The 26,826-nt window shown below is 46.5% G+C and carries 22 protein-coding genes; 7 read left to right on the top strand and 15 right to left on the bottom strand.

The features are described 5' to 3' along the window. Nucleotides 1–33: 33 nt before the first annotated feature. Nucleotides 34–1,527 carry a glycerol kinase GlpK gene (gene glpK / locus ACMVP2_RS24105; RefSeq protein ID WP_416868220.1) on the bottom strand — a complete coding sequence of 498 codons (1,494 nt, stop codon included), beginning with the start codon at nt 1,525–1,527 and terminating at the stop codon, nt 34–36. 104 nt (nt 1,528–1,631) lie between these two features. On the opposite strand from glpK, the gene ACMVP2_RS24100 reads away from it, so the two are divergent. Continuing rightward, nucleotides 1,632–2,468: a lysophospholipase gene (locus tag ACMVP2_RS24100; protein ID WP_416865450.1), complete on the top strand. Its 837-nt coding sequence runs from the start codon at nt 1,632–1,634 to the stop codon at nt 2,466–2,468. Here the strand turns inward: ACMVP2_RS24100 and ACMVP2_RS24095 are convergent. The 3 genes from ACMVP2_RS24095 to ACMVP2_RS24085 all read right to left on the bottom strand — a co-directional run bounded on the left by ACMVP2_RS24095 (nt 2,465) and on the right by ACMVP2_RS24085 (nt 8,783). Beyond that, on the bottom strand, nt 2,465–2,860 hold the full coding sequence (locus tag ACMVP2_RS24095) for a hypothetical protein (RefSeq protein ID WP_339791414.1): 396 nt from the start codon (nt 2,858–2,860) through the stop codon (nt 2,465–2,467). The two genes, ACMVP2_RS24100 and ACMVP2_RS24095, sit on opposite strands and share 4 nt — an antisense overlap. Before the next feature lie 344 nt (nt 2,861–3,204). After that, nucleotides 3,205–5,598 (bottom strand): ABC transporter permease, encoded by a 2,394-nt coding sequence (locus tag ACMVP2_RS24090; RefSeq protein ID WP_416865449.1) that lies wholly within the window; start codon nt 5,596–5,598, stop codon nt 3,205–3,207. A gap of 572 nt (nt 5,599–6,170) precedes the next feature. Next, complete coding sequence (locus ACMVP2_RS24085) at nt 6,171–8,783, bottom strand: M14 metallopeptidase family protein (protein ID WP_416865448.1); 2,613 nt, start codon at nt 8,781–8,783, stop codon at nt 6,171–6,173. A gap of 650 nt (nt 8,784–9,433) precedes the next feature. On the opposite strand from ACMVP2_RS24085, the gene ACMVP2_RS24080 reads away from it, so the two are divergent. After that, nucleotides 9,434–9,862, top strand: coding sequence for an OmpA family protein (locus ACMVP2_RS24080; RefSeq protein ID WP_317491426.1), 429 nt, complete (start codon nt 9,434–9,436; stop codon nt 9,860–9,862). A 132-nt stretch (nt 9,863–9,994) separates the two neighbouring features. On the opposite strand, the gene ACMVP2_RS24075 is transcribed toward ACMVP2_RS24080, so the two are convergent. The 8 genes from ACMVP2_RS24075 to ACMVP2_RS24040 form a co-directional block, all read right to left on the bottom strand. Beyond that, complete coding sequence (locus tag ACMVP2_RS24075) at nt 9,995–10,732, bottom strand: SDR family oxidoreductase (RefSeq protein WP_416865447.1); 738 nt, start codon at nt 10,730–10,732, stop codon at nt 9,995–9,997. A gap of 78 nt (nt 10,733–10,810) precedes the next feature. Further along, entirely contained in the window at nt 10,811–11,377 is a 567-nt protein-coding gene (locus tag ACMVP2_RS24070) for a Crp/Fnr family transcriptional regulator (protein WP_416865446.1), read from the bottom strand. Between the two features lie 79 nt (nt 11,378–11,456). Continuing rightward, nucleotides 11,457–11,954, bottom strand: a complete 498-nt coding sequence (locus ACMVP2_RS24065; protein ID WP_416865445.1) for a VOC family protein — start codon at nt 11,952–11,954, stop codon at nt 11,457–11,459. An 81-nt stretch (nt 11,955–12,035) separates the two neighbouring features. After that, nucleotides 12,036–12,851: an AraC family transcriptional regulator gene (locus ACMVP2_RS24060; RefSeq protein WP_416865444.1), complete on the bottom strand. Its 816-nt coding sequence runs from the start codon at nt 12,849–12,851 to the stop codon at nt 12,036–12,038. A 31-nt stretch (nt 12,852–12,882) separates the two neighbouring features. Continuing rightward, complete coding sequence (locus ACMVP2_RS24055) at nt 12,883–13,419, bottom strand: DinB family protein (RefSeq protein WP_416865443.1); 537 nt, start codon at nt 13,417–13,419, stop codon at nt 12,883–12,885. Between the two features lie 218 nt (nt 13,420–13,637). After that, complete coding sequence (locus ACMVP2_RS24050; RefSeq protein WP_416865442.1) at nt 13,638–14,267, bottom strand: hypothetical protein; 630 nt, start codon at nt 14,265–14,267, stop codon at nt 13,638–13,640. A 278-nt stretch (nt 14,268–14,545) separates the two neighbouring features. After that, a complete protein-coding gene (locus ACMVP2_RS24045) occupies nt 14,546–15,481 on the bottom strand; it encodes an HNH endonuclease (RefSeq protein WP_416865441.1) in 936 nt (311 codons plus the stop codon). Nucleotides 15,482–16,170: 689 nt separating this feature from the next. Next, on the bottom strand, nt 16,171–17,919 hold the full coding sequence (locus ACMVP2_RS24040; protein ID WP_416865440.1) for a DUF262 domain-containing protein: 1,749 nt from the start codon (nt 17,917–17,919) through the stop codon (nt 16,171–16,173). Nucleotides 17,920–18,330: 411 nt separating this feature from the next. Here ACMVP2_RS24040 and ACMVP2_RS24035 point away from each other — a divergent pair, with 411 nt between their 5' ends. Beyond that, nucleotides 18,331–18,804 (top strand): hypothetical protein, encoded by a 474-nt coding sequence (locus tag ACMVP2_RS24035; RefSeq protein WP_416865439.1) that lies wholly within the window; start codon nt 18,331–18,333, stop codon nt 18,802–18,804. A gap of 1,228 nt (nt 18,805–20,032) precedes the next feature. On the opposite strand, the gene ACMVP2_RS24030 is transcribed toward ACMVP2_RS24035, so the two are convergent. Both ACMVP2_RS24030 and ACMVP2_RS24025 read right to left on the bottom strand, forming a co-directional pair. Further along, on the bottom strand, nt 20,033–21,019 hold the full coding sequence (locus ACMVP2_RS24030) for an NAD(P)-dependent alcohol dehydrogenase (RefSeq protein WP_416865438.1): 987 nt from the start codon (nt 21,017–21,019) through the stop codon (nt 20,033–20,035). Nucleotides 21,020–21,112: 93 nt separating this feature from the next. Then, nucleotides 21,113–21,688 (bottom strand): hypothetical protein, encoded by a 576-nt coding sequence (locus ACMVP2_RS24025; protein WP_339791447.1) that lies wholly within the window; start codon nt 21,686–21,688, stop codon nt 21,113–21,115. Between the two features lie 282 nt (nt 21,689–21,970). Here ACMVP2_RS24025 and ACMVP2_RS24020 point away from each other — a divergent pair, with 282 nt between their 5' ends. Both ACMVP2_RS24020 and ACMVP2_RS24015 read left to right on the top strand, forming a co-directional pair. Then, the gene (locus ACMVP2_RS24020; protein WP_416865437.1) at nt 21,971–22,870 is read left to right on the top strand and encodes a helix-turn-helix domain-containing protein; all 900 of its coding nucleotides are present in this window, start codon (nt 21,971–21,973) and stop codon (nt 22,868–22,870) included. 300 nt (nt 22,871–23,170) lie between these two features. After that, nucleotides 23,171–24,193 (top strand): aldo/keto reductase, encoded by a 1,023-nt coding sequence (locus tag ACMVP2_RS24015; protein ID WP_416865436.1) that lies wholly within the window; start codon nt 23,171–23,173, stop codon nt 24,191–24,193. Nucleotides 24,194–24,332: 139 nt separating this feature from the next. On the opposite strand, the gene ACMVP2_RS24010 is transcribed toward ACMVP2_RS24015, so the two are convergent. Then, complete coding sequence (locus ACMVP2_RS24010; RefSeq protein ID WP_416865435.1) at nt 24,333–24,809, bottom strand: hypothetical protein; 477 nt, start codon at nt 24,807–24,809, stop codon at nt 24,333–24,335. A 167-nt stretch (nt 24,810–24,976) separates the two neighbouring features. On the opposite strand from ACMVP2_RS24010, the gene ACMVP2_RS24005 reads away from it, so the two are divergent. Then, a complete protein-coding gene (locus ACMVP2_RS24005; protein ID WP_416865434.1) occupies nt 24,977–26,053 on the top strand; it encodes a sensor histidine kinase in 1,077 nt (358 codons plus the stop codon). Next, entirely contained in the window at nt 26,043–26,756 is a 714-nt protein-coding gene (locus ACMVP2_RS24000; RefSeq protein WP_416865433.1) for a LytR/AlgR family response regulator transcription factor, read from the top strand. Before ACMVP2_RS24005 ends, ACMVP2_RS24000 begins: the two co-directional genes overlap by 11 nt. Nucleotides 26,757–26,826 lie beyond the last annotated feature (70 nt).

Here is a 26,826-nt window from a genome sequence, read left to right as displayed (position 1 = left end):
ACCAATAATTGTACAGGAAAGGAATAAATGAGTTTATTCCACATCTTTCAACCAGCCCATGCTGCGTTTCACGGCGCTTTTCCACCCGTTGTACAGGCGTTTTCTATCACCCTCCTCCATCTCTGGAGTAAACACTCTATTGATCTCTCTGTTTTTCACAATTTCCTTTTGACTCCACAATCCTACTTCAATACCTGCCAGAAAAGCAGCGCCCATGGCGGTTGACTCAATAATACTTGGGCGCTCCACATTGGCCCCTAAAATATCCGCCTGAAACTGCATGAGAAAATTATTGGCCGTAGCTCCACCGTCCACCTTAAGGGTTTTCAGGGACAAGCCGGCATCTTTTTGCATCGCCTCCAGCACGTCTTTGGTTTGGTAGGCCATCGATTCCAGCGTGGCCTTTACCAGATGGCTCTTGCCGGTGTCACGGGTCAATCCGAAAATGGCACCTCTGGCATACATATCCCAGTAGGGAGCCCCCAACCCGGCAAATGCTGGCACTACATACACTCCCTCTGAGTCGCCAGCCTTTACAGCAAAGTACTCCGAGTCAGGTGCTTCATCTATCAGCTTCAACCCATCCCGCAGCCACTGTACGGCTGCACCCGCAATGAAAATACTACCCTCAAGAGCGTACGTCACTTTACCATCAAGCCCCCAGCCTATTGTGCTCACCAGTCCTGAGTGAGACAGCTGCATTTTAGTGCCTGTATTCATCAGCATGAAGCAACCCGTGCCGTAGGTGTTTTTAGCCATGCCCGGCTCAAAGCAAGCCTGCCCGAACAAGGCCGCCTGCTGATCGCCCGCTATGCCGGCAATGGGTATTTTCACTCCGTCCATTTCGAGGTCACCGAAGTGGTGCGACGACGGCTTCACCTCAGGCAGCAGCGACTCAGGTACTTTAAGGGCTTTCAGCAGTGTGCTATCCCATTCCAGTTTCTTGATATTATAAAGCAGTGTTCTGGAGGCGTTGGTATAATCAGTAACGTGCTTCTTTCCATTAGTGAGCTTCCACACTAGCCACGAGTCGATGGTACCAAAGGCAAGTTCTCCCTTCTCCGCCCGCTTCCTGGCTCCTTCCACATTGTCGAGTATCCACTGCACTTTTGTACCTGAGAAATAGGCATCAACCACCAGTCCGGTGTTCTCCCTGATGTATTGTTCGTGGCCATCGGCTTTCAGCCTTTCGCAGATCTCGGCTGTGCGGCGATCCTGCCACACAATGGCGTTAAAAATAGGCTGGCCGGTCTTTCTATCCCATACCACAGTGGTTTCCCTTTGGTTGGTGATGCCAATGGCGGCAATCTGCGACGGTGCTACCTTGTGGTCGGCCAGTGCCTTTTTGAACACCTCCCATTGTGTAGCCCAAATCTCGTCGGGGTCGTGCTCGACCCAGCCTGGCTTGGGAAATATTTGTCTGAATTCTTTCTGAGCGCTGCCGAGAATGCTCCCATCAGCATTGAAGATGATCGCACGTGAACTTGTGGTGCCCTGGTCGAGGGCTACGATATACTTTCCTTGCATCATTCGGGTGTATTAGGGTAAACTTTTGCATCAAAGTAATAAAAAAAAGATAGTCAGACGTATCTTCACGGCAGTTATAAATAGCTAAATACAGAAGTGGCTGCATGACCGAGGAATCTTACGACATAATCTCCAGGGACGGACTCAACCTAAAGGGTCGCTCCTGGTTGCCCGACATGGAGCCATCAGCTTTGATCTGCCTTGTGCACGGGCATGGGGAACACATAGGCAGGTACCAGCATGTTGCAGAGTTTTTTACACGGCAAGGCATAGCTGTGTTCGGTATGGATCTTCGTGGGCATGGTCATTCCGAAGGAAAAAAAGGGCATACTCCGTCCTACGACCTGCTGCTGGAGGATGTGGAAGACTTGATGAAGTCCGCCAGAGTGGAGTTCATAGAAACACCTATGTTTCTCTACGGCCATAGCATGGGAGGCAACATGGTCGTGAACTTTCTCACGTCAAAAAAAACACTTGAACTGCAGGGGGCTATTCTTTCCTCCCCTTTTCTAAGGCTGGCCATGTCTCCTTCACCGCTGCTGATGAAGTTGGCGAAAATCATGCGCAATATCTGGCCTTCCTTCAGTGCTTCCAGTGGGCTTGATCCTAACGGAATTTCGTCGATAGAGGCAGAAGTAGAGAAATACAAAAACGACCCCCTCGTACATAGCCGAATTACTTCTCAGCTTTCATTGAGCTTAATAGAAGCAGGAGAAAAGGCCATTGGAAAGGCTGGCGAGCTCAATATTCCCGTGCTGGCCTTTCACGGCGGGCAGGACAAAATAACCAGTATAGATGCTACGAAGGAGTTTGCTTCAAAGGCCCCAGGCTACGTCACATTTCAGGAGTGGAAAACCTCTAAACACGAAACACACTATGATGTAGACCGGGAAAAGGTGCTTGGTCTCGTTGCCAACTGGGTTCAGCAACAGCTTGCTTAGCCTGGCTGTCCGGCAAATTCAAGGAAGCCCTCTTTGAGCTCCTTCTCTGGCATGCTATCCACATTTTTCAGCAGGTAATCGACCACGCCCTTTTTGAAACCCATCTTTTTGGCCACCTCGTACATAAAAGTTTGCTCTTCAGGCTCAATGACACCATCGGCTACTACCACCTTGCCGCAGCTCACCATCAGTTCGATTTTCTGCATCCAATTCAGCATTTCCAGTGAGCCAGTAGGTGTTGGATTGTTGATCATCCGGGCAATTTCAGAATTCTTGGCCCCACGGCTTGATGCAAACTTCATCAGGTAAGCTTTTTCGCTAAGGTCGAATTTATTGTCAGATAGGGCGAGTTCAATCAGCAGGCTTATCTGCTTTCTTAATACGTAATCCATACAACCAGGAAATGATTTATTTAAAGATAGGCAAAAAAATCAAATTGAAGGGAAGATGGTATTTGACCGCAGTGGGTGGCGTAGTCTGTATTTTGTTTCTCACTAACCCCAATTTCCGGTTATTGCGCCTGCCCGCTCACTGGCCGAACGGAGCATATGAAAGCCCTGACTCGGACATCATTGAGGGAGCCATCTCTGGGCTCTCTATTTGGCGGTTTTTTAAGCGACAGAAGCAATCTGCTGATTCCGTAGCGATGTCTAACCAGAAAGATTGCTTCGTCACTCAACCATTCTTAACGTAATTAAATTCTTGCCTGTGACCTGCAATAGCCTACAGAAAGTGCTTATTCCGTCCTCAGCGTATCTACAGGATTAATTTTCGCCGCAGCCAGCGCTTTGAACGTGACCGAGAATAGGGCTATCACCAGACTCAGTAAAATTGCAGCTACGTATACAAACGACTCCACCTCTACCCTGTACTCAAACCCATCCAACCACTCCGAAGTATAGTGGAATGCAATGGGTGCAGCTGCGATAAACGCAACAGCCACCAGCACTACAAACTCTCTGGAAATGATATAAAAGATGTTAAACACGCCCGCTCCAAGCACTTTCCTGATGCCGATCTCCTTCATGCGCTGGTTAGTGACAAACGATACCAGGCCATAAAGCCCCAGACAACCAATAAAAATAGCTATGCCTGTAAAAACGCCTATCACCTTTGCCAGCCGTTGTTCAGCCTCATAAAAACTCCTGATTGTTTCATCCAAAAACTGATATTTGAACGGCTCGTTGGGAAACATGTCGTTCCAAATCTTCTCTATGCTGGCCAACGACTCTTTCGCCTGCGACATATTGAGCTTGATCCCAACCTCCACAAAAGACTCCGGGTTAGCGGAGATGTAGCCTGCTTTGATAGGCTCCCTCAGTCCATTGGTATGATAGTTCTCTACTACGCCCACAATCGGCACACCGGATTCACCAAGCAGCACTTTAGCGTTCAGCGCCTCTTCAGGGCTGGCAAACCCCATTTCCTCGATCATTTTTCTATTGGCGACAATTTCGGTAACGGAATCATCTCTAAGAAAGCCCCTGCCAGCCAGAAAGGTAAGCTGGTACATGTCGATATAATCTTTATCGCCGAATTTCAGCTCTGCAGAATACGGTGTATCCTCCGATGAACCCTCGAAGGAATAAGTGCTCACCCAGCGGCTGCGTGAGCTGGGGCTCCCGTTTTGCAGCGTGGCCATTTCTACACCACTCACGTTTTTAACAGCGCCTTTGAATGCTGTGCCTTTACCCTGCTTTCCTTTTGGAAACTGAATATTGATAACGCCTTCTTTGGCAAAACCCAGGTCCTTGTTGATGAAATAGTCCATCTGAGAAAAAATCACGAAAAGGCCGATGATCAGCACCTGCGAGATCAAAAACTGGAACATGACAAGTACTTTTCGCAGTACACTTCCTTTTCCCGTTTTCCCCGACAACCCGCTTCTAATGACTTGCGAAGGACGAAACCTTGCCATGACCAAAGAAGGGTACAAACCGGAAATCAACACCACCGCAACGAGAAGAAACACGAGAAAGCCGATTGCCATGGGGTCGCTGAACAAACTAAAGTGAAACGGAAAGCCGATAAGGTCTTCCACATACGGTTTCAACAGATAAGCCAGTGGAATCGACATCAGCAGAGAGACAAGTGCCAGCAAGGTTGTTTCGCCAAGGAACTGCCCAATGAGGTTGCCCGAAGAGCTGCCGAGCACTTTTTTGATACCTACTTCCTTGCCTCTTTTCATAGCATTGGCTGTGGTCAGGTTGATAAAGTTGATGCAAGCGGTGAGCAGCAAAAAGGCCCCCAGCACCATCATGCCGGTAATGGTTGTGCTGGAAATCGTCCTGGAGTTGTAGTTGCTAAAATGGTTATCGAAATGCACCTGGCTCAAAGGCTGGAGCTCGAAATTAAAGAACTTGGCGAAGAAAGAACCTGCATTTTTAGCTATCAGCGTGTCGATCTGCGATTGAAAACCAGTGGTATCGGCCTGCTCCGCCAGCATGAAATACGTGTTCATGGAATTATCCAGCCTGTTCCATGAGTTGAAGTCTATTTGCTCTTTGAGCGTTTCGGGTGACACCACAATGGTAAAGGGGAAATCCGTATTCGCCGGAAAGTCTTTCAGAATCCCTGCCACCGAAAGCGTGAAGTCATTGTCCATTCTCAGCGTTTGGCCTACAGCTTCTGATGGATCGCTGATGGCGAAAAACTTTTTAGCAATCGCCTCCGAAAGAAACACCTTGTTGGGCAGGTTGAGGTCATTTACGTCCCCGGAGAGCACCTCAAAGCTGAACATCTTAAAAAAAGAAGGCCCCAAAAGTGCCACTCCTTCCGCTTCGGTAAACTCCCGTTTTTGCCCACCGACTTCTATCACAAAATTACCCGCCCGCCGGTAGTAGGTGCAGGCACTTTCTTCCACACCGGGCACTTCGGCTTCGAGCGCCTCCCCCAGCGGCCCGGGTGTAGCCGTTAAAAAGGAAAAGCCACCCTTTTGGCTGGTTTGGCTGTTGACCCGGTAAATCCTTTCAAGGTTCACATGAAACTTATCATAGCTCATTTCCTGCTTCACCACCAGAAAGATGATGATGGCCGACATGATGCCGAGAGTAAGGCCGAGGATATTGATAAGCGTGAAGGCTTTGTCTTTTTTGAAAACCCTGAAGGCAGTGCGTAAAAAAGTGGTCATTGGCTGTTCGATTAGTTGCTGCCAAGGTACGACACCAAAAAACCGACTAATGTTAATGCCCGGTTAAAAAGGGTTAAGAAGTGTTAAAAGGCTGAGCCAACCTGACGGAATTCGCTTCGGTATGTTCACTCCAACCCAAACTTGACGGTTATTGCGAGGGAGCAAATGAAAGCCTGTCCGTTCAAGCATTCTCAAGCGAACGTGGCAATCTGCCAATTCCGGAGCGGTATTCTAATGGACAGATTGCCACATCACTCTACCATTCTTGACACAATCAATATAAGGAACAATGACTCGCAATTACCGGCAGGGAATGTGGAGTGCTTCGAAATTGGTTTCTCGCTAACCCAAATTTGGCGGTTATTGCGAGGCTGGCAATTATTCTTCTATTGTGTGGATATTCCGAGTCCTGCCGTGGCAATCTGCTCATTTAGAAGCGAAGTCCTAAAAGACAGATTGCTTCGTCGCCAGGCGGAATCAAACACACAATGAGAACTACCAAAGGCTCCTCGCAATAACCGGCAGGTGGTGTTTTTTGTTTCGGTTTAATAATGTCAACCTAAAATATCACCCTACTCCATCGTGCCTTCATAAATCGCATTGAAGATCAGCTTGTAAGTAGCCCTTGGCTGGCCTCTGAACTGCGGACGGAAAGCGAACAGAACAATGCTACCACTACCATATCCAGCTTTGATCACAGCTGCCTTAGAACCAATATACTTGTCTTGCCCCATGGCCCAGCCACTCATCAGCAGCTTGTCTTTGGCATAGGTAGCCACAATCTCCAGCGGCGGCTCTGGCGCCTGTTTCACCGATGGCTCCTTTCCACCCTCCCCTTCATTGTCCTTCACTACTCTGCTGTAGGCACGGCTTTGGTTAAACGATGCAGCCACTTCAGCTTGCACACCATAGGCAAGGCTATGATTGGTATCCACATTGGTTCTGATGAGCGAACCTGGTATAAAGAAGGTGTTCGGCGACAGCCCGTTGGTAGTACTTCGCAAAGACAGGCCAAACTGGTCGACCGCAAAGTCGCTGGCTTCATCAAAGGTGATCAGCTGGCCACCGTTGGCCACGTAGTTTTTGATGGCTGCGAGCCCGTCGATGCCCATTCCACCTGTGTATTCCGGCGGCATAAAGCCAAACGAGTAGCCATTGAGGATGCCATCAGGACGCTGGTCAGGGATAATGATGGCGTCATACTGTGAAAGGTCTTTGGTGCGCACATCGTTGTCGTGCAGTGTGTCCAGCGGGAAGCCGTAGTCCTGCAGCAACCAGCGGGTCCAGCCTTCGTCCATGTTGGCCTGCCATGTTTTGTACAAGCCAACTTTTGGTAGCTTGATGGCTTTCAGCGTGCCTGCGGGCTTGGCTGCAAGGCCAGCAAAGTCTACACCATACGTTTTCGACGCTTCCGAAACATTGGCATCGGTAGAGCCACTCTTTTCTACAACGAAAGTACCGGCAGCCATGTCGCCTTGCTTCGCAGCCAGTCTGCTTACTTTTTCGCCCCTGGCCAGTAGGAAGTTAACGGCTTTGATGGCAGAGTTTTCGTTGGTGGTGAGGCTATAACCGTAGCCCGACTTGCCCGATACCTTACCGGCTGTAACAGGCTCTCTCGTTTTAATTTCTTCCGTGCTGGCGGTAAACTTCTCCATGATCTTGTCCACCGTCACGCCCATTTGCATAGGCAATGTCCAGCCTGCAAGGTCATACGGAGGAATTGGAGGGCCACCTGGACTGATTCTAAGATCAGGATAGCTTTGCTTCTCCATCAAATCGACCAGATAAGGACGGAATGCCTGAGCTGAATAAGCAATATAAGAGCCTGCGGCATATTGCTTCCCATTCGCCATAAACGACTTCGTGGCCTTGTGCATTTCCACGCCACCCTGGCGCAAAATATTTACCAGGTTGCGGGCCTCCCCTCTATCGAACTGCTCTGCAGGGATCACGTAGGCAAAGCTGTTCTCCAGCAGCTTCGCTTCGATGGCATCTTTCCCCATGCTGTAGATATTGTACAGGTAATGCTCCTTGCGATCGGCGGCCAGGTCAAGCACGGCCAGTGAGCCTGTGATCATATAGTCCACGGCATCTCTGAAATGCGACTCCCCACCCTTCCATGGGTCGGAGTAGAAAATGTGCGTGCCGTCGGTAGGCTTGGAACCACCCAGGCCACGGATATACTTGGGAATAGAATCGGGATCGTAGAAACGGGGTGTTGGCGTGGCATGGCCGGTTTCCGTCAGAATACCAATCATATTGTGGAAATAAGGCACGGTACGCATGCCGCCGTTCCACCACATGCTGAAGGTGTGGTTGGAGATCACACCGGGCTTTCTTTCCAGCGCAAAGCGGTTAGCCATGGCTGTGCCTACCAAATTGGTGCCCGTGGTAGCGCCGGGGTGAATATTGGGGTTGACAGGGTTGTCAAAAGGCGGAAGGAAAATCCTTGCCCAGCCTGGTGACGTCTGGTGCTGGTTGTACACAATCTGCGGATACCACTCGTTGTACAGCACTTCGTTCACGTGGTAGCTCTCCGGCATATTGTTCATGAACCAGTCACGGTTGTTGTCGTGGCCAATAAAGTGGTGGTACAACCACGGCGGGTTCGTCGTTTCCCACGGCGTGCCCAGGTTCTTTTTGTACCAGCTTTCTACGATATTCAATCCATCGGGGTTCATGCTGGGCATCAAAATGAAGATGACCTCCTCACGGATTTTCTTCATTTCCGAAGTTTCTTCTGTGGCCACTCTGTAGGCCAGCTCCGGTGTCATTTGGGCACCGGCACGCTCGGTAGCATGCAGGCCGCCATCGATCCAGATGACTGCCTTGCCTTCCTCGCTGTACTTGCGGGCAGTGGCTTCATCTACCCTCACCCGGGCCAGGTCTTCACTTATCTTTCGGTATTTCTCAAGGTTTTTGATGTTGTCTTCACTCGAAATAAACACCACCACCATCGGTTTGCCGAGTGTGGTTTTGCCAATCTCCTTCATCAGCACCCTGTCCGACGCAGCATCCAGCTTCTGGAAATAATCCATCTGCTGCTGGTGATTGAATAGTTTGTAGTCGGCACCCACCTGGAAGCCGAAATGTGACTCCGGCGTGGGAATTTGAGCAAATGTTGTGTTGACCATCATCAGGCAAAACGCTGATAGCATGGCCAGGAATCCTCTTTTTAGATACATAAGATTATCAAGTAGTTAACGAATAATTGCTGTTTATCTGGTGCCTGAAATAAGAGCCTGCCGCCTTCATATCCAAAGAATGGAGGGAGAATTGGAACAGCGGAGGATATGGCGAATTTTGCCGGTAATTTGTTTTGTGGGCGGGCTGGTGAAGGGACTGCATATGGTGCACTCGTTGTACGAACTCGCTTAACACCACATTAGCTGTCATTGCGGAAATTTTCGAATCAATCTATATTTCTGTGAGGTCAAATAATTACGGTTTGGTCAAATAAAAAAGCAAAACTGGTTCAATGCGTCCCGCTTGGACCTTTTGCTTTTTTATGACCAATCAACTTTTGATACGGTCATCCAATAACCGGGGCAATTAATGAAAATATCCTTTTGAGTTTTAGTCCCGATACACCAACCGCTGTCAATCGGGCTACCAACCTGAGATAAAACTAGCAGCAAACCTGTGGAACAGCCCTGCATTTCGATAACAGCCATTGCCTGTAAATCAGTCGGCTGTAAGGCGGGTTTCTAACCCGCAAAGGCAGGCTGACCAGCGCTGCACTTCGCTAGCAGCCGTCGCTACCCAAACCTGCCTTATCGAATTACCTCGCAGCAAATGGCAGCAACAAAACACTTTTCCTCGTATCTTTATCAACATGCGCTGTTTTCTGCTCATCGGCTTCCTCTTCCTTGGTTTGGCTGCCTCAGCCCAGGACACGCCTGCGCCCAAGCCGCCCACAGGCCTGATCCAGAAAAGCATCTTCTTTGGCGGCGGCAGCTACTACGTGGACGAAGAACAAACCCAGGAACTGTTTCAACTGCTCGACACCATTCCCAATATTGAGCTCTACCAGATCAGCATCTACAGCCATACCGACAATATTGGGGGACAGCTCTACAACAAATGGCTCTCGGAAATGCGCAGCCAGGCCGCCCTGCAAAAACTCATCATCATGGACATTCCGCTCGAAAACATCTCCATCAAAGCTTTCGGGCAGGAAAACCCCTACTTCGACAACAAAAAATGGGAAGGTAAGCTGCTCAACCGCCGGGTGGATATCATTTTCTGGCCGATTGTTTTTTAGAGGGTCTCGAAATCCATCCCACCTCTCCAGGTCAACATCATACTTGCCTCCCGCACGAAGTGCAGGCCTAACCGAAGGAACGAGCGAGCCGGCGTGGAACCCGACGCCGGAACGACAGCCCCACGGCCGCCACTACCACGGAATCTCCCCCGTTTCTGGGTTGGTTTCCTCGCTAAAGAATTTGCCTGTCGGGCCGTTTTGGTCAAGCAATGCGTATTTGACAATGCGCTGCCCGGCTACTTCCACTTCGCCGCCCGCATGGTTAGTAAAATCGGTTTTTGTGTAACCAGGGCAAACTGCATTTACTTTGAAGGCCGTGTCACGCAATTCGTAAGCCAAATGAACAGTGTACATGTTCATGGCTGCCTTTGATGCACCATACACAGCATATTTTGCATAGTCATAGGCTGGCCAGGTTGGATTGCTCTGCAACGAAAGTGACCCCACACTGGTACTCACATTGACAATTCGTGGCGCAGCCGACTTGCGCAACAGGTCGATAAAGGCCTGCGTAACCCTTGCCACACCAAACACATTGGTATCAAATGCCGCCATCATTTGGTCTGCGCTTGCCTCAAGTGCTGTATACGGCATGCCTCCGTTAATACCTGCGTTATTCACAAGCACGTCCAGTGCACCTATTCTTTTTCCGATTTCTTCACGGGCAGTCTTCACAGAGCTTTCGTCTGTTACATCCAGCTGCACGGCTTCTACATTGGTGAGCCCTTCGGTTTTTAGTTTTTCAACCGCTTCAAGTCCGTTTCTCAAATCACGGCTCCCGAGAAAAACGTGAAAACCATTTTGTGATAATTGCTTCGCTGTTTCAAAGCCTATGCCCTTGTTGGCTCCTGTAATTAATGCTGACTTCATTTTTACGATGTTTTAAATTGACGAAGCAAAAGAGCATCGTATAAAAATGAAGCCGTTTACCATTTGGTAAAAAGCGACTCAGCGAATACTTTTTCTTATTCTGCTCAGCGATTGCTGTGTAACGCCCAGGTAAGACGCAATATGAACCAGGGGAATGCGGTTGATCAACGATGGGTAGTTTTCCATGAACTCCAGGTACCGTGTGGTGGCGTCTTGCGAAATGACCGGGCTTTTTCTGGATTTTTGGTAAAGGCACTTCTGCACCATCTTGCTTTGAATGCTATCCCAGCCCACGATGGTTTGAGAAAGCTCCTCCCAATTTTGCTTTGAAAACACCATGAGCCGGCAGTCGGTGCTGGCCTGTAAATACTCAGAAGAGGTTGTATTAGCCTCAAAATTGACATAGTCAACCGCCAGATTGTTTTCGCTGATAAAGCAGCGTGTGATTTCCTCTCCCTTGTTGTTGTAATAGCAGCCACGAATCACCCCTTCCACCACAAAGCCGACCTGCTTCGGGACTTTCCCTGCTTCCGAAAAGTACTCATCCTTATGAAGTGCTATGGCAGTCGCCTTTTTCTCAACAAAGTCTATTTGTTGCTTGTTAAGCGTGCCAAACTGCAAAATATACGCTATCAACTCTTTCATAGCCGCAAGCTACACAAACGCAATATTGAGGCATTTATCAAATGGTAAAAAACATCAGTTCTGGTTCTTTTCTTCACGATCAGTTCGGAGAATGCAAGCCCAGCCTGTTTCCTTCAGAATCAAGAAACATGGCGAAGTATCCGCTTTCATCGGCATGCGGTGTTTTTCCAACCATCACTTTACCTCCATGCTTTTCCACCTTGTCCAAAACAATTTGAAGGTCGTCTCCACCATTCAGGTAGATGGTTACTCCATCAGCCGAAGGCTGGAACCCTTCGCCCTGAACGATAACTCCCACAACCATTTGTCCTTCGTACGGCCATATACCCATTTGCATGCCCGGCATGTCCATTTTCTCAATTTCAATACTAAAAATTGCCTGATAAAAATCGACAGCCCGTGAAAGATCTGTTGCTGGAATTTCAAAAATGGAGACAAAGCTTTTCATATCATTTGTGGTTTGTTTGACGGTTGAATCGACCCTTTGTGTTTGTGGATCAGATGTAGGTTGATTGTTGCAGCCCGCTAAACTGATGGCAAGCATTGCGGTAGTAAAGTGCAGTAGGGCTCTTTTCATTTTTGCTCTGTTTAAAGTTGACAGAGCAAAGTTGGATCGCCTGCGAGGGTTAAAATTGTAAAAATGCGACACTCCTCCCGTCTATTTGTAGAACAGCGAAGAAAGAGCCATGCTTTCGTCCCCTAAAAACTCCTTTGGGTTGGTTCCTGTAAACTCCTTGAAGTCTTTGATAAAATGCGCCTGGTCGTAGTATTCGCTTTCATAAGCGATCCTGGTCAGGTTTTCAGCCTCTTCGCTGAGGAGCATTTTCAAAGCGGTTTGCAGCCTGATTACTTTGCCCAACTGCTTTGGGCTAATACCAATCTGCTTCAAAAACTTCCTTTCGAGCTGTCTTCTTTTTGACAGATCTGCCTTAAGAATGGTGTTGATCGCCACACTTCCCTTTGTCGACAAAAGCGCATCAATGGTGGTTTTAACAATACTGTCAATAGTGGCTTTGTTGTTTAACTTATCAACGAGAAAGCTTTCTACGATGGCTATTCGTTCAGCGCTGTCAGCTGCCTCTGCTATTTTTTTAGCCAGCTCTTTCGCTGTCGTTTCTCCAAACAATGAGGCTATCGGCGTTTCTTTGTTGGCAAGGGCCTTAATGGGCGTGGTGATGAAGTTGGAAAAACCATAAGGATAAAAGCGAACAGCAAATGTATCGACGTGCCCTGTTGGTTCTATATAGAAAGGCTCAATGGTTTGGCCAAGCACCATGGCACGGGGCTGCAGGATAAAATCACCGCCGGTGGTGTACCTCTTTATGTCATCGCCGAGAATAAAAGCCATTTCAATACAACCGTCGGGCACAATCCGTTGCTTTTGTGCCTCAGCTGCTGCAGGCACTTCCAATGTCCAATAGCAGCTGATAAGAGAGGCTAAATCCGGATGCGGCTGAAATGTCTGATAATTCATTGGCAGCTAATTTCCCTCAATTTACATCCAATCATTCGGCTTGTGAAATCCACTCAGCGGCCAAATTGGCCTGGCCTCTTAGGATATAATTCAACTGTGCCACATGGTGCTGCACATGCCTGAAATTGTAAAACAGCATCTCAAGCAACGTGTAGTGCTCTACCACTGAAGGGCACAGCCCATGCAGTCCGATCTCTGACTTTTTTATCCATTGTACCATCAAATCCTGACTGGCATCAGGCCCAATGAACGTTTCACATTTCTTTCTTGCCAAATCGATATATGCCATCATTTCCTCCCGACTATAATTCCTGTTTGGCATTACGTCATCTACGACTGCTGGCGGAAGCTCACTTTCAGGCACAATGGTAAATGGCAGCTTTGGTTCAAAAGCTGTCACCGGATAAGACAGGTAATAATCAAGAAATATGACTGTGTGATAGGCCATGTAAAAGAATTTGTCCTTCTTCTCCCACAAAGTATCGGGACACAGTTCAATAACATTTTTTAGCATATCAATAGATGCCGCAAAATTTTTCCACAAAACTGCTCTATACTTGTCTTCCATAGTTTACAGTGAATATTAACGCCCCTCCACTTCCCTTGCTAGTTCGAGCATGTGGCTCGGACTGAATGCTATTCAAACATTAGGCAACCGCTGTAGGTGTTGATGTATCAAAAGGTACGAGCTTGCACCAGCGTTCGGTGCTAATTTCGAGCTTTGAGGCTTGGACTACCGGAGGTAAAGAGACCGACGATATGCAATTCTGGCTTGACACCTTTCATTCACACGTTCTCAAAAAACTTCACAGCATATTTACAATACTCAATGATCAAATTTTTATCTGTGTCAAACTCTTTCCGATTACCTAAATAGCTATGGCAGGTTTGACTGATTTCCTTTCCTTCCTTAAGCTCTTTGTAAGAAATACATTTGATATGTTTCTTGGTAACAAGAACAAACAATGCGTTTTCGAAGGGGTAATCACCGTATTTGTCAATATCCTTTATCGCCAACTCACCACTCGATCTGTATTTTACTTCAATAAAGTGTGCTTGATTGTCTTTGAAGACAACAAAATCAGGCATTTGTCTAATGTTCTTAGAAACGTCCCCTCTAACTCCTTTCAAAAGGTCTTTAATTCCTGGAATGGAGTTTTCCATGCCATAGCTGAATACCTGAAATCCAAGCGAACGAAAAAGCTCTTCAACGATTGTCTCCGCAATGCGACCTTTTATGACTCCCGAAATCCAGGGGTTCTCTTTGGCTTCGATTTTCGGTTTCCTTTTTGATGTTTCTTCTTCCTCTTTGCTCTTAATTGTTACATCGGTCGATTTTACTTCATTCTTGTAACATGAATAGCAAAGCCCACCATCAAACTTTGTATACTCGCCGCACCTGATACATTCTGCCATTTTCTATTAAGATAAGGTAACTAAATAAAAATCGACCAGTCTGAGAAATGTTTCGCTGTTCCCAGATTCGGACCTAAATCTAAAAAACTGAACTTTAAACCAAGTTGTGCCCGCTACTCGTAACCTCGCTTTTTTAAGCAGACAGCTTCAGACCAAATATTTCCATTTTATTGATGTATTGCATAGATACTAGACTCAATGTTAATATTGAGCGTTGTCGCTCGGGGAAGCTCGAGCCATCACAGGACATTTTAAATTTTGCAGTATTCATTGGAATATTACTTTATATTATCAATTTCTAATCGTTTCATTAAATGAGGAGTGAGCATAGGGAATGCCAAATGCGCATTATTGAGGTCTGCACGAAATATTTTCATCATTTCTTGTGCATCCTCCAACCCCTTCTCTTCCGATCGTTTTAGGATTGACTCTAATTCATTATATGACCGATTTACTTCCTCCACCAACTCTGTAAGAGTGTATTCTTTTGCGGAACGGTAGATATATTTGATGATAGTCAGGCCCCACATTGCTATTGCAATATTCCGCAAATGAATGAACGAGTCATAAGCAATGTTGTAACCTAGATGAATACACATTTTAGCAAGTTCGACTGCCTGTGGTCTCTTCTCTTCATCGTAAAAAGGTGGGAAAAAATTTAAGACTATACCAAAAACAGATGTAGCCAAACTATAAGTCATCCCACTTTGGGTTTGCCCAGCAATAAGTGAAAGGAACTCAAAAATATCCAAAGCTAATCTGGGATTAGAATGATTAGCGAACTTATTAAGTCGTTCAAGTATGTTATTTCTTTCATCCCAATTGGCACCAAAGTATTCTTCTTTAATCTTTTCTAGCTCAATTATGATGACCGCATTTTTCGAAATAAATAAAAGCCTTTCCTCTGTTAGTGTCTCGAGGGAGCTATCAAACTTTCCAAGTTGTCTTTCTCTGGAAGATTCAACGACTTGATAATGATGTTTTCGATAGTTCAGAATTGTCAGATGTGACAACTTCTTCCTCAAACTCCCAATAACTGTAGCTTCATCATGATGTCTAAAACATAACAACACAAGATTGTCGACGGTATTGTTGCTTGGGTCACCATCTAGATGATGAATATGATCGCCCTTTTCTTGACAAATACAGCATTGTAATGCAGACTTAAACATCACTTCCGCTTCCGCTACAGGAGGAATTTTTTTTCTTTTCATTTTTGTTGCCAGTCTGATGCCGTGTTACTGTTGACTTTTTACTTTTATCAACAACCGAAAATGAGGATATTCTTATCGCACTGAGTTCTATTCAAACATTGTCAACTACTCAATGTAATAGAATATCAAATGTACCAGTTTGTCACATCACCAACATTCAAAGCTTATTTTGGGATTTGCTAGCCGGATCAGTGGATGAATAATAGCTTTTATATCGTACTAGATATTTCTCAAGTTTGTTATTCATGTCACCTAGAATCTCTTCCGTGGAATCCAAGAGTGAGCTTTTTTCAGGAGAATGATTCCGTTGTCGAGGAATCAACTGCATATTTGGCTTACTACCTCCAACTGGCCTAAGATAAAGAGCGCAGTTTTTTGTAAGCCTTTCCGCAGAATTCGTCGTAATCTTATCCGACAATCCTCGAGTTTCGAGTATTTTGATCATTTCTTCTCGAACATGTTTAACCAAGTCATGATTACTTCTAAAATTTCTCATATTTTTTTCGATTAACGCTATCTCGGACAGGAATTTTCGAGAGTTCTATTGAACCACTAGAAAAACGGTCTTTCAGGCGAATTCCTGAACTAGGGTCAAACCAATGCTTCATTGCAAGCTCAAGTTACAGTGTTCTGCCCTGATGTAACGTACTACTTGGAATAGCGGTCACTGTGCCGTGTTCGTGTTTTCGTTACAGAGTTAATACCTCCGTTAGTTTCCTGACCAATTTTTCGCTCCTCTTTTCAACAAAAGTCGGGAAATCAATAAGATCAAGTTCCTTAGGCAAGTAGTAGTTTTTCAATGAAATTGAGTTGTCAGTCACCCAAGTCTTCAGGTCCTTTGCATTTTTTGATTTGTTCTCATTTCCGTCCAGCATTTGCAGGTTAATTATAGAATTGAAATAATCCCAATCTGTAAAATAATCTCGATTATCGTCATTGAGCACGATTCCTTTAGCTTTCAATTTTTTTTCGTTAAAGTGAGAGAGGGGATGACAATGATCCAAATGGAAATCTCGGTTTTTATAGTCCAGATGTGGAAACAAAAGGGCCAATATTGGAAAGGCATATCTGCTATCCTTGCTAGTGTAGAGCAGTCCTTGAATAAATTCTTCATCAACAGTAATAGACTTATTAGTTTTCGCTAGTCGGGTTGCAATTGCTTTTGCAGGAAAAACATCAGCCTCTTTCGCTATTTCTTTCTTGATTGTATCCCTGATTGCCTTTAGAACGCCCTCCGCCTGTCCACCAAATATTTGATGAAGAAGAACAACATGAATCCACCTTTTGATTACTGCCCTTTCCTCCTTATATCTTGTTTTTTGACAGAAATCTTTAACCCGGTCAGTTTTGTATAAATAATAAACGATTGGCAGTAGGGCGTTCATGGATGTCAAAGTATTTGGGGCATACCCAAAGTCGGTTACAAGTTGAAAAACCTCTCTAATAGCCGATCTTATTTCTTCCCAATGCTGTTCAAATTCCTTCGCATTTTTTAGGCTAAAGTTTTGAACTCGGAATTTAATATCATCGCTGTACAGGACTAAGTATGTGCGTAAAATGAAATCTTTGTTGACAGGATATCCATACTCTTTTACCAATTCATCAACCAAACCATTTATTTCCTTCTTCGCATCAAGGATCATCCAACCCATGATAGTTGTTGACATGACCAAGTCCGAATAACTAAGTGATATACCACCAGAGTTTATTCTGATGAATATATTTAATGCTCTAGTGAAGTCGGAACTCTCTTCCAAATAATAGTGAATCAGTTTTTCCAAATGCACTATATCATGAAGTCTGCTTAAAATTTCTTGGGCTTCGTCGTCAACGATATTATTTTTTCTAAAACAAGTATTCAATTGAGACGTTCCTTTAATGCCCAATATATCCCCCACTTTAAACCATAAATTGTTATCATTCTCATTCGATGCTTCCTCTGGTTTCAAGAAGGTAAATTCATACATTCTATCATCATCACTGTCATTAAGGTCGTTCCTTTTGTTTTTCTTGTACCTTAAATTGAGGTACAAGTATCTCGTTGGAATTGAATATTCTGTATCTTTCCACGCCAAGTTATATCCTTTGTAGGCATATGAACCCTTAATCCCAAGATATAGAGCCGTAAGCCGTTGTTGACCGTCGAGTACTACTTCAAAGCTTGGAATGTTTTTTGTCGAAACTTCTTCAGACCTAATCAAGAAGCGTTCACGATATTTTCTTAAAATTCCATAAAAACGTTGATTCTCAGCATTCTTTCCGTTAACACGCCAGAGCAGCATTGAGCCAATTGGGTAGCCTTGCATAAGTGAATCAAAGAGCATTTCTATTTTACTACTTGACCAAACAAAATCTCTTTGTATTGCAGGCAAGAGATATTGATTATAGTCAATTTTTTCGATTGCATCTGCAATTGATAAAGGTGGGAAAAATGACATGCTTAATTATTGGTTTAATTTCAAATTTAGTAGTTACTCAGCTCTGGGTTTGTTCACAATTACGCACAGCAGTTGCTTATGAACCGATCTATACTCCCTTTAAATATTCGTTTCATACCCCCCTTACTTACACCCCTCCAAATAGCACAAACCAATCTAATAATAATCACCTATTTAGAAAAACTGTTCGTGCTACGCCTCTAATACCATCAATAATAATATTATATACTTTCAATCTTTCTAGTATCATATATATAAATATTAACTACGAAAAAATATTCTATACACATATACTACCTTTCTATCTTACTTTATATTAGTGCAAAAAACAAATTAAAATATTTTCATTTAGTGATAATATTTTTATTATTATATATCATTTACCATCCATCCACTTAAAACATTCTTGATATGAGCATGGAAAACGTAGTGGCGGTGCAAATTCCGCCGGCCGAGCTAAAGAAGATGCAGGCCAAAGTAAAAGAGCTTACTGAGCTGATTGGCCCCTACCTCATCAGCCTTACGGCCCAGCAGCGAAAAGAGGTGCTGGCCATGGGCGATTCGAGTGAGCCATTTGTGGCCAAAAGCCTCGATTATGCAAAGAGTAACCCCGAGTTTTTGCCGGGATACAACAAGCTGGAAGATTTTGAAATCGACTACGCAGCTGTAAAGGATTTAACCACTGTGGTTCGCCCGCTCGACCAGCTTACCTCTAATTTGAAAGACACCCACCTGATGAGTGGCGCTGAAGCTTACCGGGCCGCCCGCAACTACTATGAGTCGGTGAAGGTAGCTGCCAAAAACAACGCCCCCGGAGCCAAAGTGATTTCGGAAGACCTCGGCAAGCGCTTTGCCGGCCAGGGCAAGAAGGCCAAAGCGGCGTGAAAAGCCGCACCCACCCAGCAGATCGATAAAGGGCAGCTCACCAGCTGCCCTTTTCTTGTTTTAGGGGGATAGGTAGTCCAGTTGGGTGCTGATAGCGGAAGTGACGAGCGCATGCACAGGAAGGTAAACTCTACAGAGGAATACGTTGTAATAGTGTGATAGTCGTCATCCAATGTCGTTTAGTTAAGAGCATTTTACCCTGGCCGGGCGCCCCTTAATCCCTAAAGGGCCTATTAATGGTGATTGCGTCGCCCTTTAGGGTCAGGGGTAAAAATAGAATTGGGGGACTGAACCTCTTAACTAAACGACATTGGATAGTCACCAGGGTTAAACAGACCACCTTACCGAATCTTGGGCAAAAATTTCCGGAATGACGTCGATCCGTGGCATGGATGCCGTTCTCTCTCCAAAAGAGTCGTTTCTACCTCACTTTCTTTCCTATCTGATTCACCTTCTGGTGTATCTCAGTCAAAATCCTTTGGAAGTAGTTTACTTACTATGGCAGTTAGTTCAATGTCATTGGCTTCTGGTAACCAATTCTTCTGCTCTTATTCATCTTCTAGACTATCTCAGTACCCATTTTGTCGAAGCAGTTCACTGGCATAGGTAGTTAGTTCAGCTCTGTTGGTTTCTGGTTCTCCATTTTTTCGTTCTGGTTCAAGAATTTCCTAACTGATATACAAAATTTCGGATATTGGTTAGAAAATTTTGGATATGACATAGGAATTTTCGGGTGTCATATAGGAAATTTCGGATGTTAGTTACCAATTTTCTGATATGACATAGGAATTTTCGGATGTTGGTTACCGATTTTTGGATATAACATAGGAAATTTCGGATGTTGGTTACGGATTTTCGGGTACAACATAGGAAAATTTGGATGTTGGTAAGTTAACGCAGCACCTTTGACAGACTTTTCCACTCCCCTGGTCTGACCCCCGACAGGCCAACCTTACTCAAGCCGGCTTCCACTCCCCTGGTCTGTCCCCCGACAGTCCACCTTACTCAAGCCTGCTTCCACTCCCCTGGTCTGACCCCCGACAGGCCACCTTATTCAAGCCTGCTTCTGTCCAGGCCATGCTTGCGCTCTGATCAATTGCAAGAAAGCGTCCACCCGTTCCTCGAGCCTTGATGGGCTGTCGGGGGACAGCCCACGGGGACAGCCCACGGGGGAAACCTACTCCGACATTTTAATATCGTTGACCGGGCGGGTCACATGGCCTCCCTGCTAACCGGCACACACCACCACAGCCACATTGCCCACTTTGCGCCCCGACGCCACATAGGCATGCGCCTCAGCCATGTCAGCCAACTCAAAGCACCTGTCGACCACAGGCTTGAAATGCCCTTGCTCAGCCAGCTGCTTTAAGAAGGCCAGGTCTTCCCTTTTCCAATAGAAGTTCGACGACGCTATCACTACCTTTTTGCGCCTGAAAAGGGAGGTGTACATGGCTGCCAGCATGTGCCGCAGGCCAAACTCGGTTAGCAGGTATTTGCCGTTTGGGGTCAGCAGGTTCATGCACTCCTTCATGGATGTTTTGCCTACGGTGTCAAACACTATATCATAGAGCTTTTCGGTGTCAGCAAAGTTTTCTCTGGTGTAGTCAATCACTTCATTTGCGCCTATCGACTTCATCAACTCAAGGTTTTTGGTACTGCACACCCCTGTTACATGGGCCCCAAAGTACTTCGCCAGTTGAACAGCAGCCGTACCCACTGAGCCCGACGCACCATAAATGAGCACCTGGTGCCCTTTTTCTATTTTGCCCTTTTTCTTTAAATAGGCCAGTGCCGACAATGGACCATTCACCATGGTAGCCGCCTCCGTAAAAGGCAAATTTTGCGGTTTCAGGTGCATCAAAGCATTTTCAGGCAGGCATTTATATTCGGCATAGGCACCAAAGCTGAGGCCGGTGTAGCCAAAAACCTTGTCGTTTATCTGGTAGTCCTTCACCTTGCCGCCGATGGCCTCCACTACCCCCGAAAATTCGATGCCCAGCACCGGATGCTTTGGCTTTGTGAACCCAAACATCAGGCCCACCGGCAGCTTCAGCAGGGGCGGGTGATCGAAGCTTCTCATCTTGGGGTCTTCGGCGGTCACAGAAGTGGCGTGAATTTTTACGAGCAATTCACCGGGTTTAGGCACGGGCTTTTGAAGCTCTGCCATTTGTAGCACATTGGGATTTCCGTACTTTTTGAATACTACTGCCTTCATCTCCGTTTGGTTTTGTTTTGAAGGCCACGTGCTCCGGGGCCTTCTCAAAATAACGGGATTCGACAACGCAGGAATTTGACTTAAGTCAAATAATCACTCAGAGGAAACCTTCGCCCTGATGCGGGACAGGGTTTCCAGCGACACGTTCAGGTAAGAGGCAATAATGGTAACGGGTAGGAATTGAACAATGTGAGGTTCCTTTTCAAGCAGCTTGAGGTAGCGTTGGGAGGCGTCGAGGGTTTGAAACTCCCTGAGCCGTTGTTCGAACCAAACGGCATAGTACTCGATAAACATTTTGTCGAGCATCATTACCTCGGGGTAGGTATTTTTCACTTTGCCAAAGCGGCCGTAGTCAATAATCGTCACCTCCAGCTCAGTCAGTGCCTCCACATACACATCGCCGGGCTTCTGCATGATGTAGCTGTCGAGCGACACGGCCACATCGTCGTGAAAGTAGATCTCGGTCGTGATCTCCTTGTGGTTGTGGAGATAAAACTTCCTGGCTATACCCTCCTTGATCAGCAGGTGAGCGGTGCATACCTGCCCGGGTCGCAGCAGGTGAGCACCCTTTGAGAATTTTTTATCGACAAATACCTTTTCTAATTCGGCATGAATCTCAAGATCGAGCTTGTAGGATAAGTCTTTGATCCGTTTGATGTATGGGTTCATTTGTCGCTCTCTGGTTTTATCAAAATGACGCAGCAACCGAATATACGGAATCTCCTATGGTTTGTGTTTTGGCTTTTTGAGGTTTGGAGGTAAAAAAGGGGCTTAGAAACGTAGCAACACAGTTGCCGTGGCTCGTTTCTTCATCAGCGACTTCTTATGTTGGGCGCTACTGAGGAATATGTAAAGATGAGCATGTTGTTGGTCCGTGGGACAGTCCCAGGGCAGAAGCTTAAAAACGTAGCAACACCACCCAGTCTTATTTGATTTTTATAACTTTGGTCGATGATTAAGCCGCTCACTCTTGATGAACTCTACGAGAAAAAACTCCGCCGCCAGCCTGAAGCTATCCAGGGCGGTGTTGGGCAGTTCAATGTGTTCAACTATCAGGACTTTATTGGCCCCGAGCCCAAGCCGGTGCCCTACAGTCGGCGGGAGTATTACAAAATCAGCTTCCTGATCGGCAGCATCAGGTACTTCTATGCCGACAAAACGGTGGAGGTGAAAAACGCAGCACTGGCATTTGCCAACCCCATGATCCCCTACAACTGGGAGCGCCTGAGTGAGAATCAGTCGGGGCACTTTTGTGTATTTACAGAAGAGTTTTTCACCAACTTCGGGACTATCCGAGACTACCCCATTTTCCAACCCGGCAGCACACCCATTTACGAAGTAGACCCGGGCGACATTGAAGAGATCAACAGGTTTTACCTTCAAATGATAGAGGAGATCAACTCTGATTATGCCTATAAGTACGATCTCATCAAAACACTGGTGATCCAACTGATACACAAAGCGATCAAACTCAAGCCAGCCGAGGCCTCGCTCTACTCACACTCTACTGCCAACGACAGAATCTCCTCCCTTTTCTCCGAATTGCTTGAACGCCAGTTTCCGATTGAGTCTCCCATCCAGCGAATGAAGCTAAGGTCGCCAAACGATTTTGCCAATAACCTCTCGGTGCACATCAATCACCTGAACCGGGCATTGAAAGCAACCATGGGGCAAACCACTTCGCAGCTGATCTCCAGCCGCATTATGCAGGAGGCCAGAATTTTGCTCAGGCACACCAACTGGCAAATTTCCGAAATTGGCTATTGCCTTGGCTTTGAAGAGCCATCGCATTTCATCTCGTTCTTTAAGAAAACTGAAAACGTTACTCCCCGACTCTACCGCACGCAATAGCGATTGTTTGATTTTTGATACTTTTTGATTGAAGCGGGCTATAGCTAGTCCACCGGCGTTGCGCACCTTTGTGAGGCTGCTTTATACAGTATGTGCACAATGTTGTTTTGTTAAGAGGTTCAGTTGCTCAATTCAATTTTTTACCCCAGCCCTAAAGGGAGACGAATCATAATTAGTAGGGCCCTTTAGGGGTGCCCGGCTTAGGGAATAAAAGGGTAGAATGCTCTTAACAAAACGACATTGTGCTCACGGAAGCTGATAGAGCAGCGAAAACTAACTTTTAACACAAAAACCTTTAACATGAAATACAACTATATCGGCGATACGGGGCTGAAAGTATCAGAGCTCTGTTTTGGCACCATGACCTTTGGTGGGCAGGATGCGGGCATGTGGAGCAAGATAGGCCAGCTGCAGCAAAAGGAGGTGAACGACATGCTGGGCGCTGTTATTGAGTCTGGCATCAATTTTATCGACACGGCCAATGTCTACTCCTTTGGCCAGTCGGAGCAGCTGCTGGGTCAGGGCCTGAGGGACGTGGGCGCTAAAAGAGATGAGGTAGTGCTGGCTACCAAGGTGCTGGGGCCTATGGGCTCACAGCCCAACAATGTGGGCCTTTCCCGTTACCATATATTCAATTCGGTGGAGGCCAGCCTGCAAAGGCTACAGGTAGATCACATCGACCTGCTCTATGTGCACGGCGTTGATCCAAGAACATCCATTGAAGAGATTGTAAGGTCTCTCAACGACGTGGTAGACAGTGGCAAGGTGCGCTACATCGCTATTTGCAACTGGCCGGCATGGATGGTCACCAAGGCACAAGCGGTGGCTCACTATAATGGCTGGCACAAGTTCATAGGCTTGCAATATCATTATTCGGCCGCCACCAGAGACATTGAGCACGAGTTGGCACCTATGGCGGCTGATCACAAGCTGGCAATTTTCCCATGGAGTCCGCTGGCGGGCGGCTTCCTCTCCGGCAAATACACCAGAGAGGGCAGCAGTGACGCCAACGGCAGACGGGCCAATTTTGATTTCCCTCCACTGGACAAAGAAAAAGCTTATGATTTGGTAGAGGTAATGGGTGGCATTGCAAAAGCACATGGAGTAACCACGGCGCAAATAGCCCTGGCATGGGTGCGGCATCAACCCGGCGTCACCAGCACCATTATTGGCGCCAAAACCCCTGATCAGCTAAAGGCCAATATCGACTCTACAGAGATAGTGCTCACAGCCGACGACCTGGCCAAAATAGAGGAAGTCAGTCCGCTGACATCACAGTATCCAGGCTGGATGGTGGAGCGGCAAGGTGAGTACAGGAAGTAAACACACGTGTATGAAGCATCTGTACTAACTAACATTGAAGGCTGTCAACATTGGTGGCCTTTAATTTTTAACAGGCAGGTGGAGTGATCAGAGAAGGCCGTAATTGGGAGATCTGTGGTAGCAAACTTCAGCAAAACCTTTACTCCCTATTTTCTCCAATTAATTTCCTAATCAAAGCTATCTGCCCCAAATGGTAGTAGCAGTGCTCGATCACCCCTTCCATATTGCGCCAGCAGGTGCCATACTTTTCGTCTACAAATGCTTCGTCCAATTTCTCCTCCGGTAAAATGGCAACATGTTCCACAAATTTCCCGGCGTTCGCCAGAAAGTCGCCAACCAGGCTCTTCCAATCACCTTCCGACTTGATGGGTGGCAGGTCAAAGCTGTATTTGTCCCTAATTTCGAGGCCGCCACCGTTAAACACGTTCAAAATCCCACCCAAATAGTAGTTGACATGATAAGTGAGCGCCGCAATAGTGTTAAGGTTGCCTACTTTTTGTACAGCTTGCTGCCAGGTCACGCTTTCTAACTGATCCTTGTAGTTGGTGTTCGCCACCCAGCGTCCGTCCAGCAACACTTCCCGTAACCTGTTTGCGGTAAATTCATTTCTTTTCATTGCATAAGCTTTTGTTCAACATCTCATAAGGCAGCAGTGCCTCAATTTAAGCAATCTCCTATTTTTCGTCCATCAGTCTGCCAGTTCCTTTCCAACAATTCCACTGAAAAACTTACACTGGCGCAACCATTTCTGCAAAATCCGTTAAACACCGCATATAGCACATTATGCGTCGACTGGCACCCAATTTATTTGATGTTAACAACCGGGTATACGCCCACCTCCTGTTTTGGGTGGCGTACTATTTCTACCGGGTGTATATGTACATTGAGTACTATGAGTACTCCCCCATTACACAATTTGTAGAGCTCCCCGTAAAAGTAGCCGTTGTTTACGTGCATATGTACTTTCTGATGCCCAGGCTGCTCAGTCACAGAAAGTACTTTTACTATGGTATCAGCTTGATTTGCCTTGTTTTCGTGGCTACAGTGCTGCAATCGGAGGTGATCCGGGGGATGATAGCTTCGGGCATTTATCGTTTCAACCCCGACTTGCTCTACGCTCCCCGCAAGTTCAGCTCAACGGCCAGCCACATCACCATGATCCTTTTTGTGACCTCTGCCGTCAAAATACTGAAAGACCAATACCTGCAGCAGCAAAAGCTCCAACAGGTAGAGCAGCAGCGCCTTCGCAATGAGCTCACCTTCCTGAAGACGCAAATCAACCCGCACTTCTTTTTCAATACCCTCAACAACCTCTATTCGCTGGTATTGAATAAGTCGGACAAAGCAGCCGATGCCATTCTGAAGCTCTCCTCGCTGATGGAGTATGTGATTTACGAGTCGGACAAGAAGAAGGTAAGCCTGCAATCGGAAGTGGAGCACCTGCAAGACTACGTGGAGCTGGAAAAGCTCAGGTTTGGTACCGAGTTAAAGCTGGAGATGGCGCTGCCGGAAGAGGTTGCGGGATATGATATTCCACCTATGTTGCTCATCCCCCTGGTAGAAAACTGCTTTAAACATGGAAAGCCTGACAAAAACGGCCTCTTTACGATCAACATAGAGGCAACTATAAAAGGAAAGCACCTGTGTTTTAGCACTTACAACACCAAAGTATCTCACCCTATCGAAAGAGGAAAAGCCACCTCACACTATGGGGTAGGCTTACAAAATGTGATGCGCCGCATTGAGCTGATATATGGAAAAAGAGCCAATTTCAAGCTCAAAGAGCTTCCGGAGAGCTTTTCGCTGACCGTGCAGCTGCCGCTTGAAGACCAAAGAAAGGAGGTGACCGTTGAAGCTTAACTGCCTGATAGTAGACGATGAGCCGCTGGCCATTGAGGTCATCCACAACTACGTGGAACGACTCGACAACCTACAACTTGTGGCCAAGTGCAGGCATGTGGCTGAGGCCAATACCTGGCTGCGAAGTACGGCAGTAGATGTAGTATTTCTCGACATCAAAATGCCGGAAGTTACCGGACTTGAGTTTGCCAGAACACTGGGAAAGACGCCAATGATTGTTTTCACCACCGCTTCCCGGGACCTGGCCGTGCAGAGTTATGACACCCATGCCATAGACTACCTGATCAAGCCGATTAGCTTCGAAAAGTTTCTCAAGGCAGTGAACAAAGCATTTGACAGAAAGAAGGAGCTCGACCTGATGGCCGGCTCAACGCAACAAAAAACGCTGCTTGTCAAAGCCGAAAACAAAACCTTCAGAATTGACGGTGGCGAGATCCACTTTGTGGAAAGCATCCGTGACCACGTGGTTTTCCATCTGGCAAGTGGGGCCTCTGTTATGTCTTACACCTCCATAACTGCTATTGAAAAGGATTTGCCTGAGGTGGACTTCGTGCGAATCCACCGCTCCTACCTGGTGGCCATCCGGCACACCAAAGCCTTCAGCAACTCCCACATCGAGCTTCCCAATACTACCTTGCCTATTGGCCGCACCTACAAAGACGAGGTGCTTCACCGGCTGACCCTGCACGACATTCGTTTGTAGGGTAAAACCGGTCGTTCTTCAGTGGAAATCCCCTCTTTAAAGGTGCGCTGAAGCAAATAATCCCTTGCCA

This window comes from Imperialibacter sp. (assembly GCF_048007035.1).
Taxonomy (GTDB): Bacteria; Bacteroidota; Bacteroidia; order Cytophagales; family Cyclobacteriaceae; genus Imperialibacter.
Note: the sequence above shows the minus strand (reverse complement) of the source record. Positions and strands in the feature narration are given on the sequence as shown.

Bases quoted from the DNA above. Each gene is read 5' to 3' on its own strand.
- glpK (WP_416868220.1), bottom strand. From the start codon at position 1,527: ATGCAAGGAAAGTATATCGTAGCCCTCGACCAGGGCACCACAAGTTCA.
- ACMVP2_RS24100 (WP_416865450.1), top strand. From the start codon at position 1,632: ATGACCGAGGAATCTTACGACATAATCTCCAGGGACGGACTCAACCTA.
- ACMVP2_RS24095 (WP_339791414.1), bottom strand. From the start codon at position 2,860: ATGGATTACGTATTAAGAAAGCAGATAAGCCTGCTGATTGAACTCGCC.
- ACMVP2_RS24090 (WP_416865449.1), bottom strand. From the start codon at position 5,598: ATGACCACTTTTTTACGCACTGCCTTCAGGGTTTTCAAAAAAGACAAA.
- ACMVP2_RS24085 (WP_416865448.1), bottom strand. From the start codon at position 8,783: ATGTATCTAAAAAGAGGATTCCTGGCCATGCTATCAGCGTTTTGCCTG.
- ACMVP2_RS24080 (WP_317491426.1), top strand. From the start codon at position 9,434: ATGCGCTGTTTTCTGCTCATCGGCTTCCTCTTCCTTGGTTTGGCTGCC.
- ACMVP2_RS24075 (WP_416865447.1), bottom strand. From the start codon at position 10,732: ATGAAGTCAGCATTAATTACAGGAGCCAACAAGGGCATAGGCTTTGAA.
- ACMVP2_RS24070 (WP_416865446.1), bottom strand. From the start codon at position 11,377: ATGAAAGAGTTGATAGCGTATATTTTGCAGTTTGGCACGCTTAACAAG.
- ACMVP2_RS24065 (WP_416865445.1), bottom strand. From the start codon at position 11,954: ATGAAAAGAGCCCTACTGCACTTTACTACCGCAATGCTTGCCATCAGT.
- ACMVP2_RS24060 (WP_416865444.1), bottom strand. From the start codon at position 12,851: ATGAATTATCAGACATTTCAGCCGCATCCGGATTTAGCCTCTCTTATC.
- ACMVP2_RS24055 (WP_416865443.1), bottom strand. From the start codon at position 13,419: ATGGAAGACAAGTATAGAGCAGTTTTGTGGAAAAATTTTGCGGCATCT.
- ACMVP2_RS24050 (WP_416865442.1), bottom strand. From the start codon at position 14,267: ATGGCAGAATGTATCAGGTGCGGCGAGTATACAAAGTTTGATGGTGGG.
- ACMVP2_RS24045 (WP_416865441.1), bottom strand. From the start codon at position 15,481: ATGAAAAGAAAAAAAATTCCTCCTGTAGCGGAAGCGGAAGTGATGTTT.
- ACMVP2_RS24040 (WP_416865440.1), bottom strand. From the start codon at position 17,919: ATGTCATTTTTCCCACCTTTATCAATTGCAGATGCAATCGAAAAAATT.
- ACMVP2_RS24035 (WP_416865439.1), top strand. From the start codon at position 18,331: ATGAGCATGGAAAACGTAGTGGCGGTGCAAATTCCGCCGGCCGAGCTA.
- ACMVP2_RS24030 (WP_416865438.1), bottom strand. From the start codon at position 21,019: ATGAAGGCAGTAGTATTCAAAAAGTACGGAAATCCCAATGTGCTACAA.
- ACMVP2_RS24025 (WP_339791447.1), bottom strand. From the start codon at position 21,688: ATGAACCCATACATCAAACGGATCAAAGACTTATCCTACAAGCTCGAT.
- ACMVP2_RS24020 (WP_416865437.1), top strand. From the start codon at position 21,971: ATGATTAAGCCGCTCACTCTTGATGAACTCTACGAGAAAAAACTCCGC.
- ACMVP2_RS24015 (WP_416865436.1), top strand. From the start codon at position 23,171: ATGAAATACAACTATATCGGCGATACGGGGCTGAAAGTATCAGAGCTC.
- ACMVP2_RS24010 (WP_416865435.1), bottom strand. From the start codon at position 24,809: ATGAAAAGAAATGAATTTACCGCAAACAGGTTACGGGAAGTGTTGCTG.
- ACMVP2_RS24005 (WP_416865434.1), top strand. From the start codon at position 24,977: ATGCGTCGACTGGCACCCAATTTATTTGATGTTAACAACCGGGTATAC.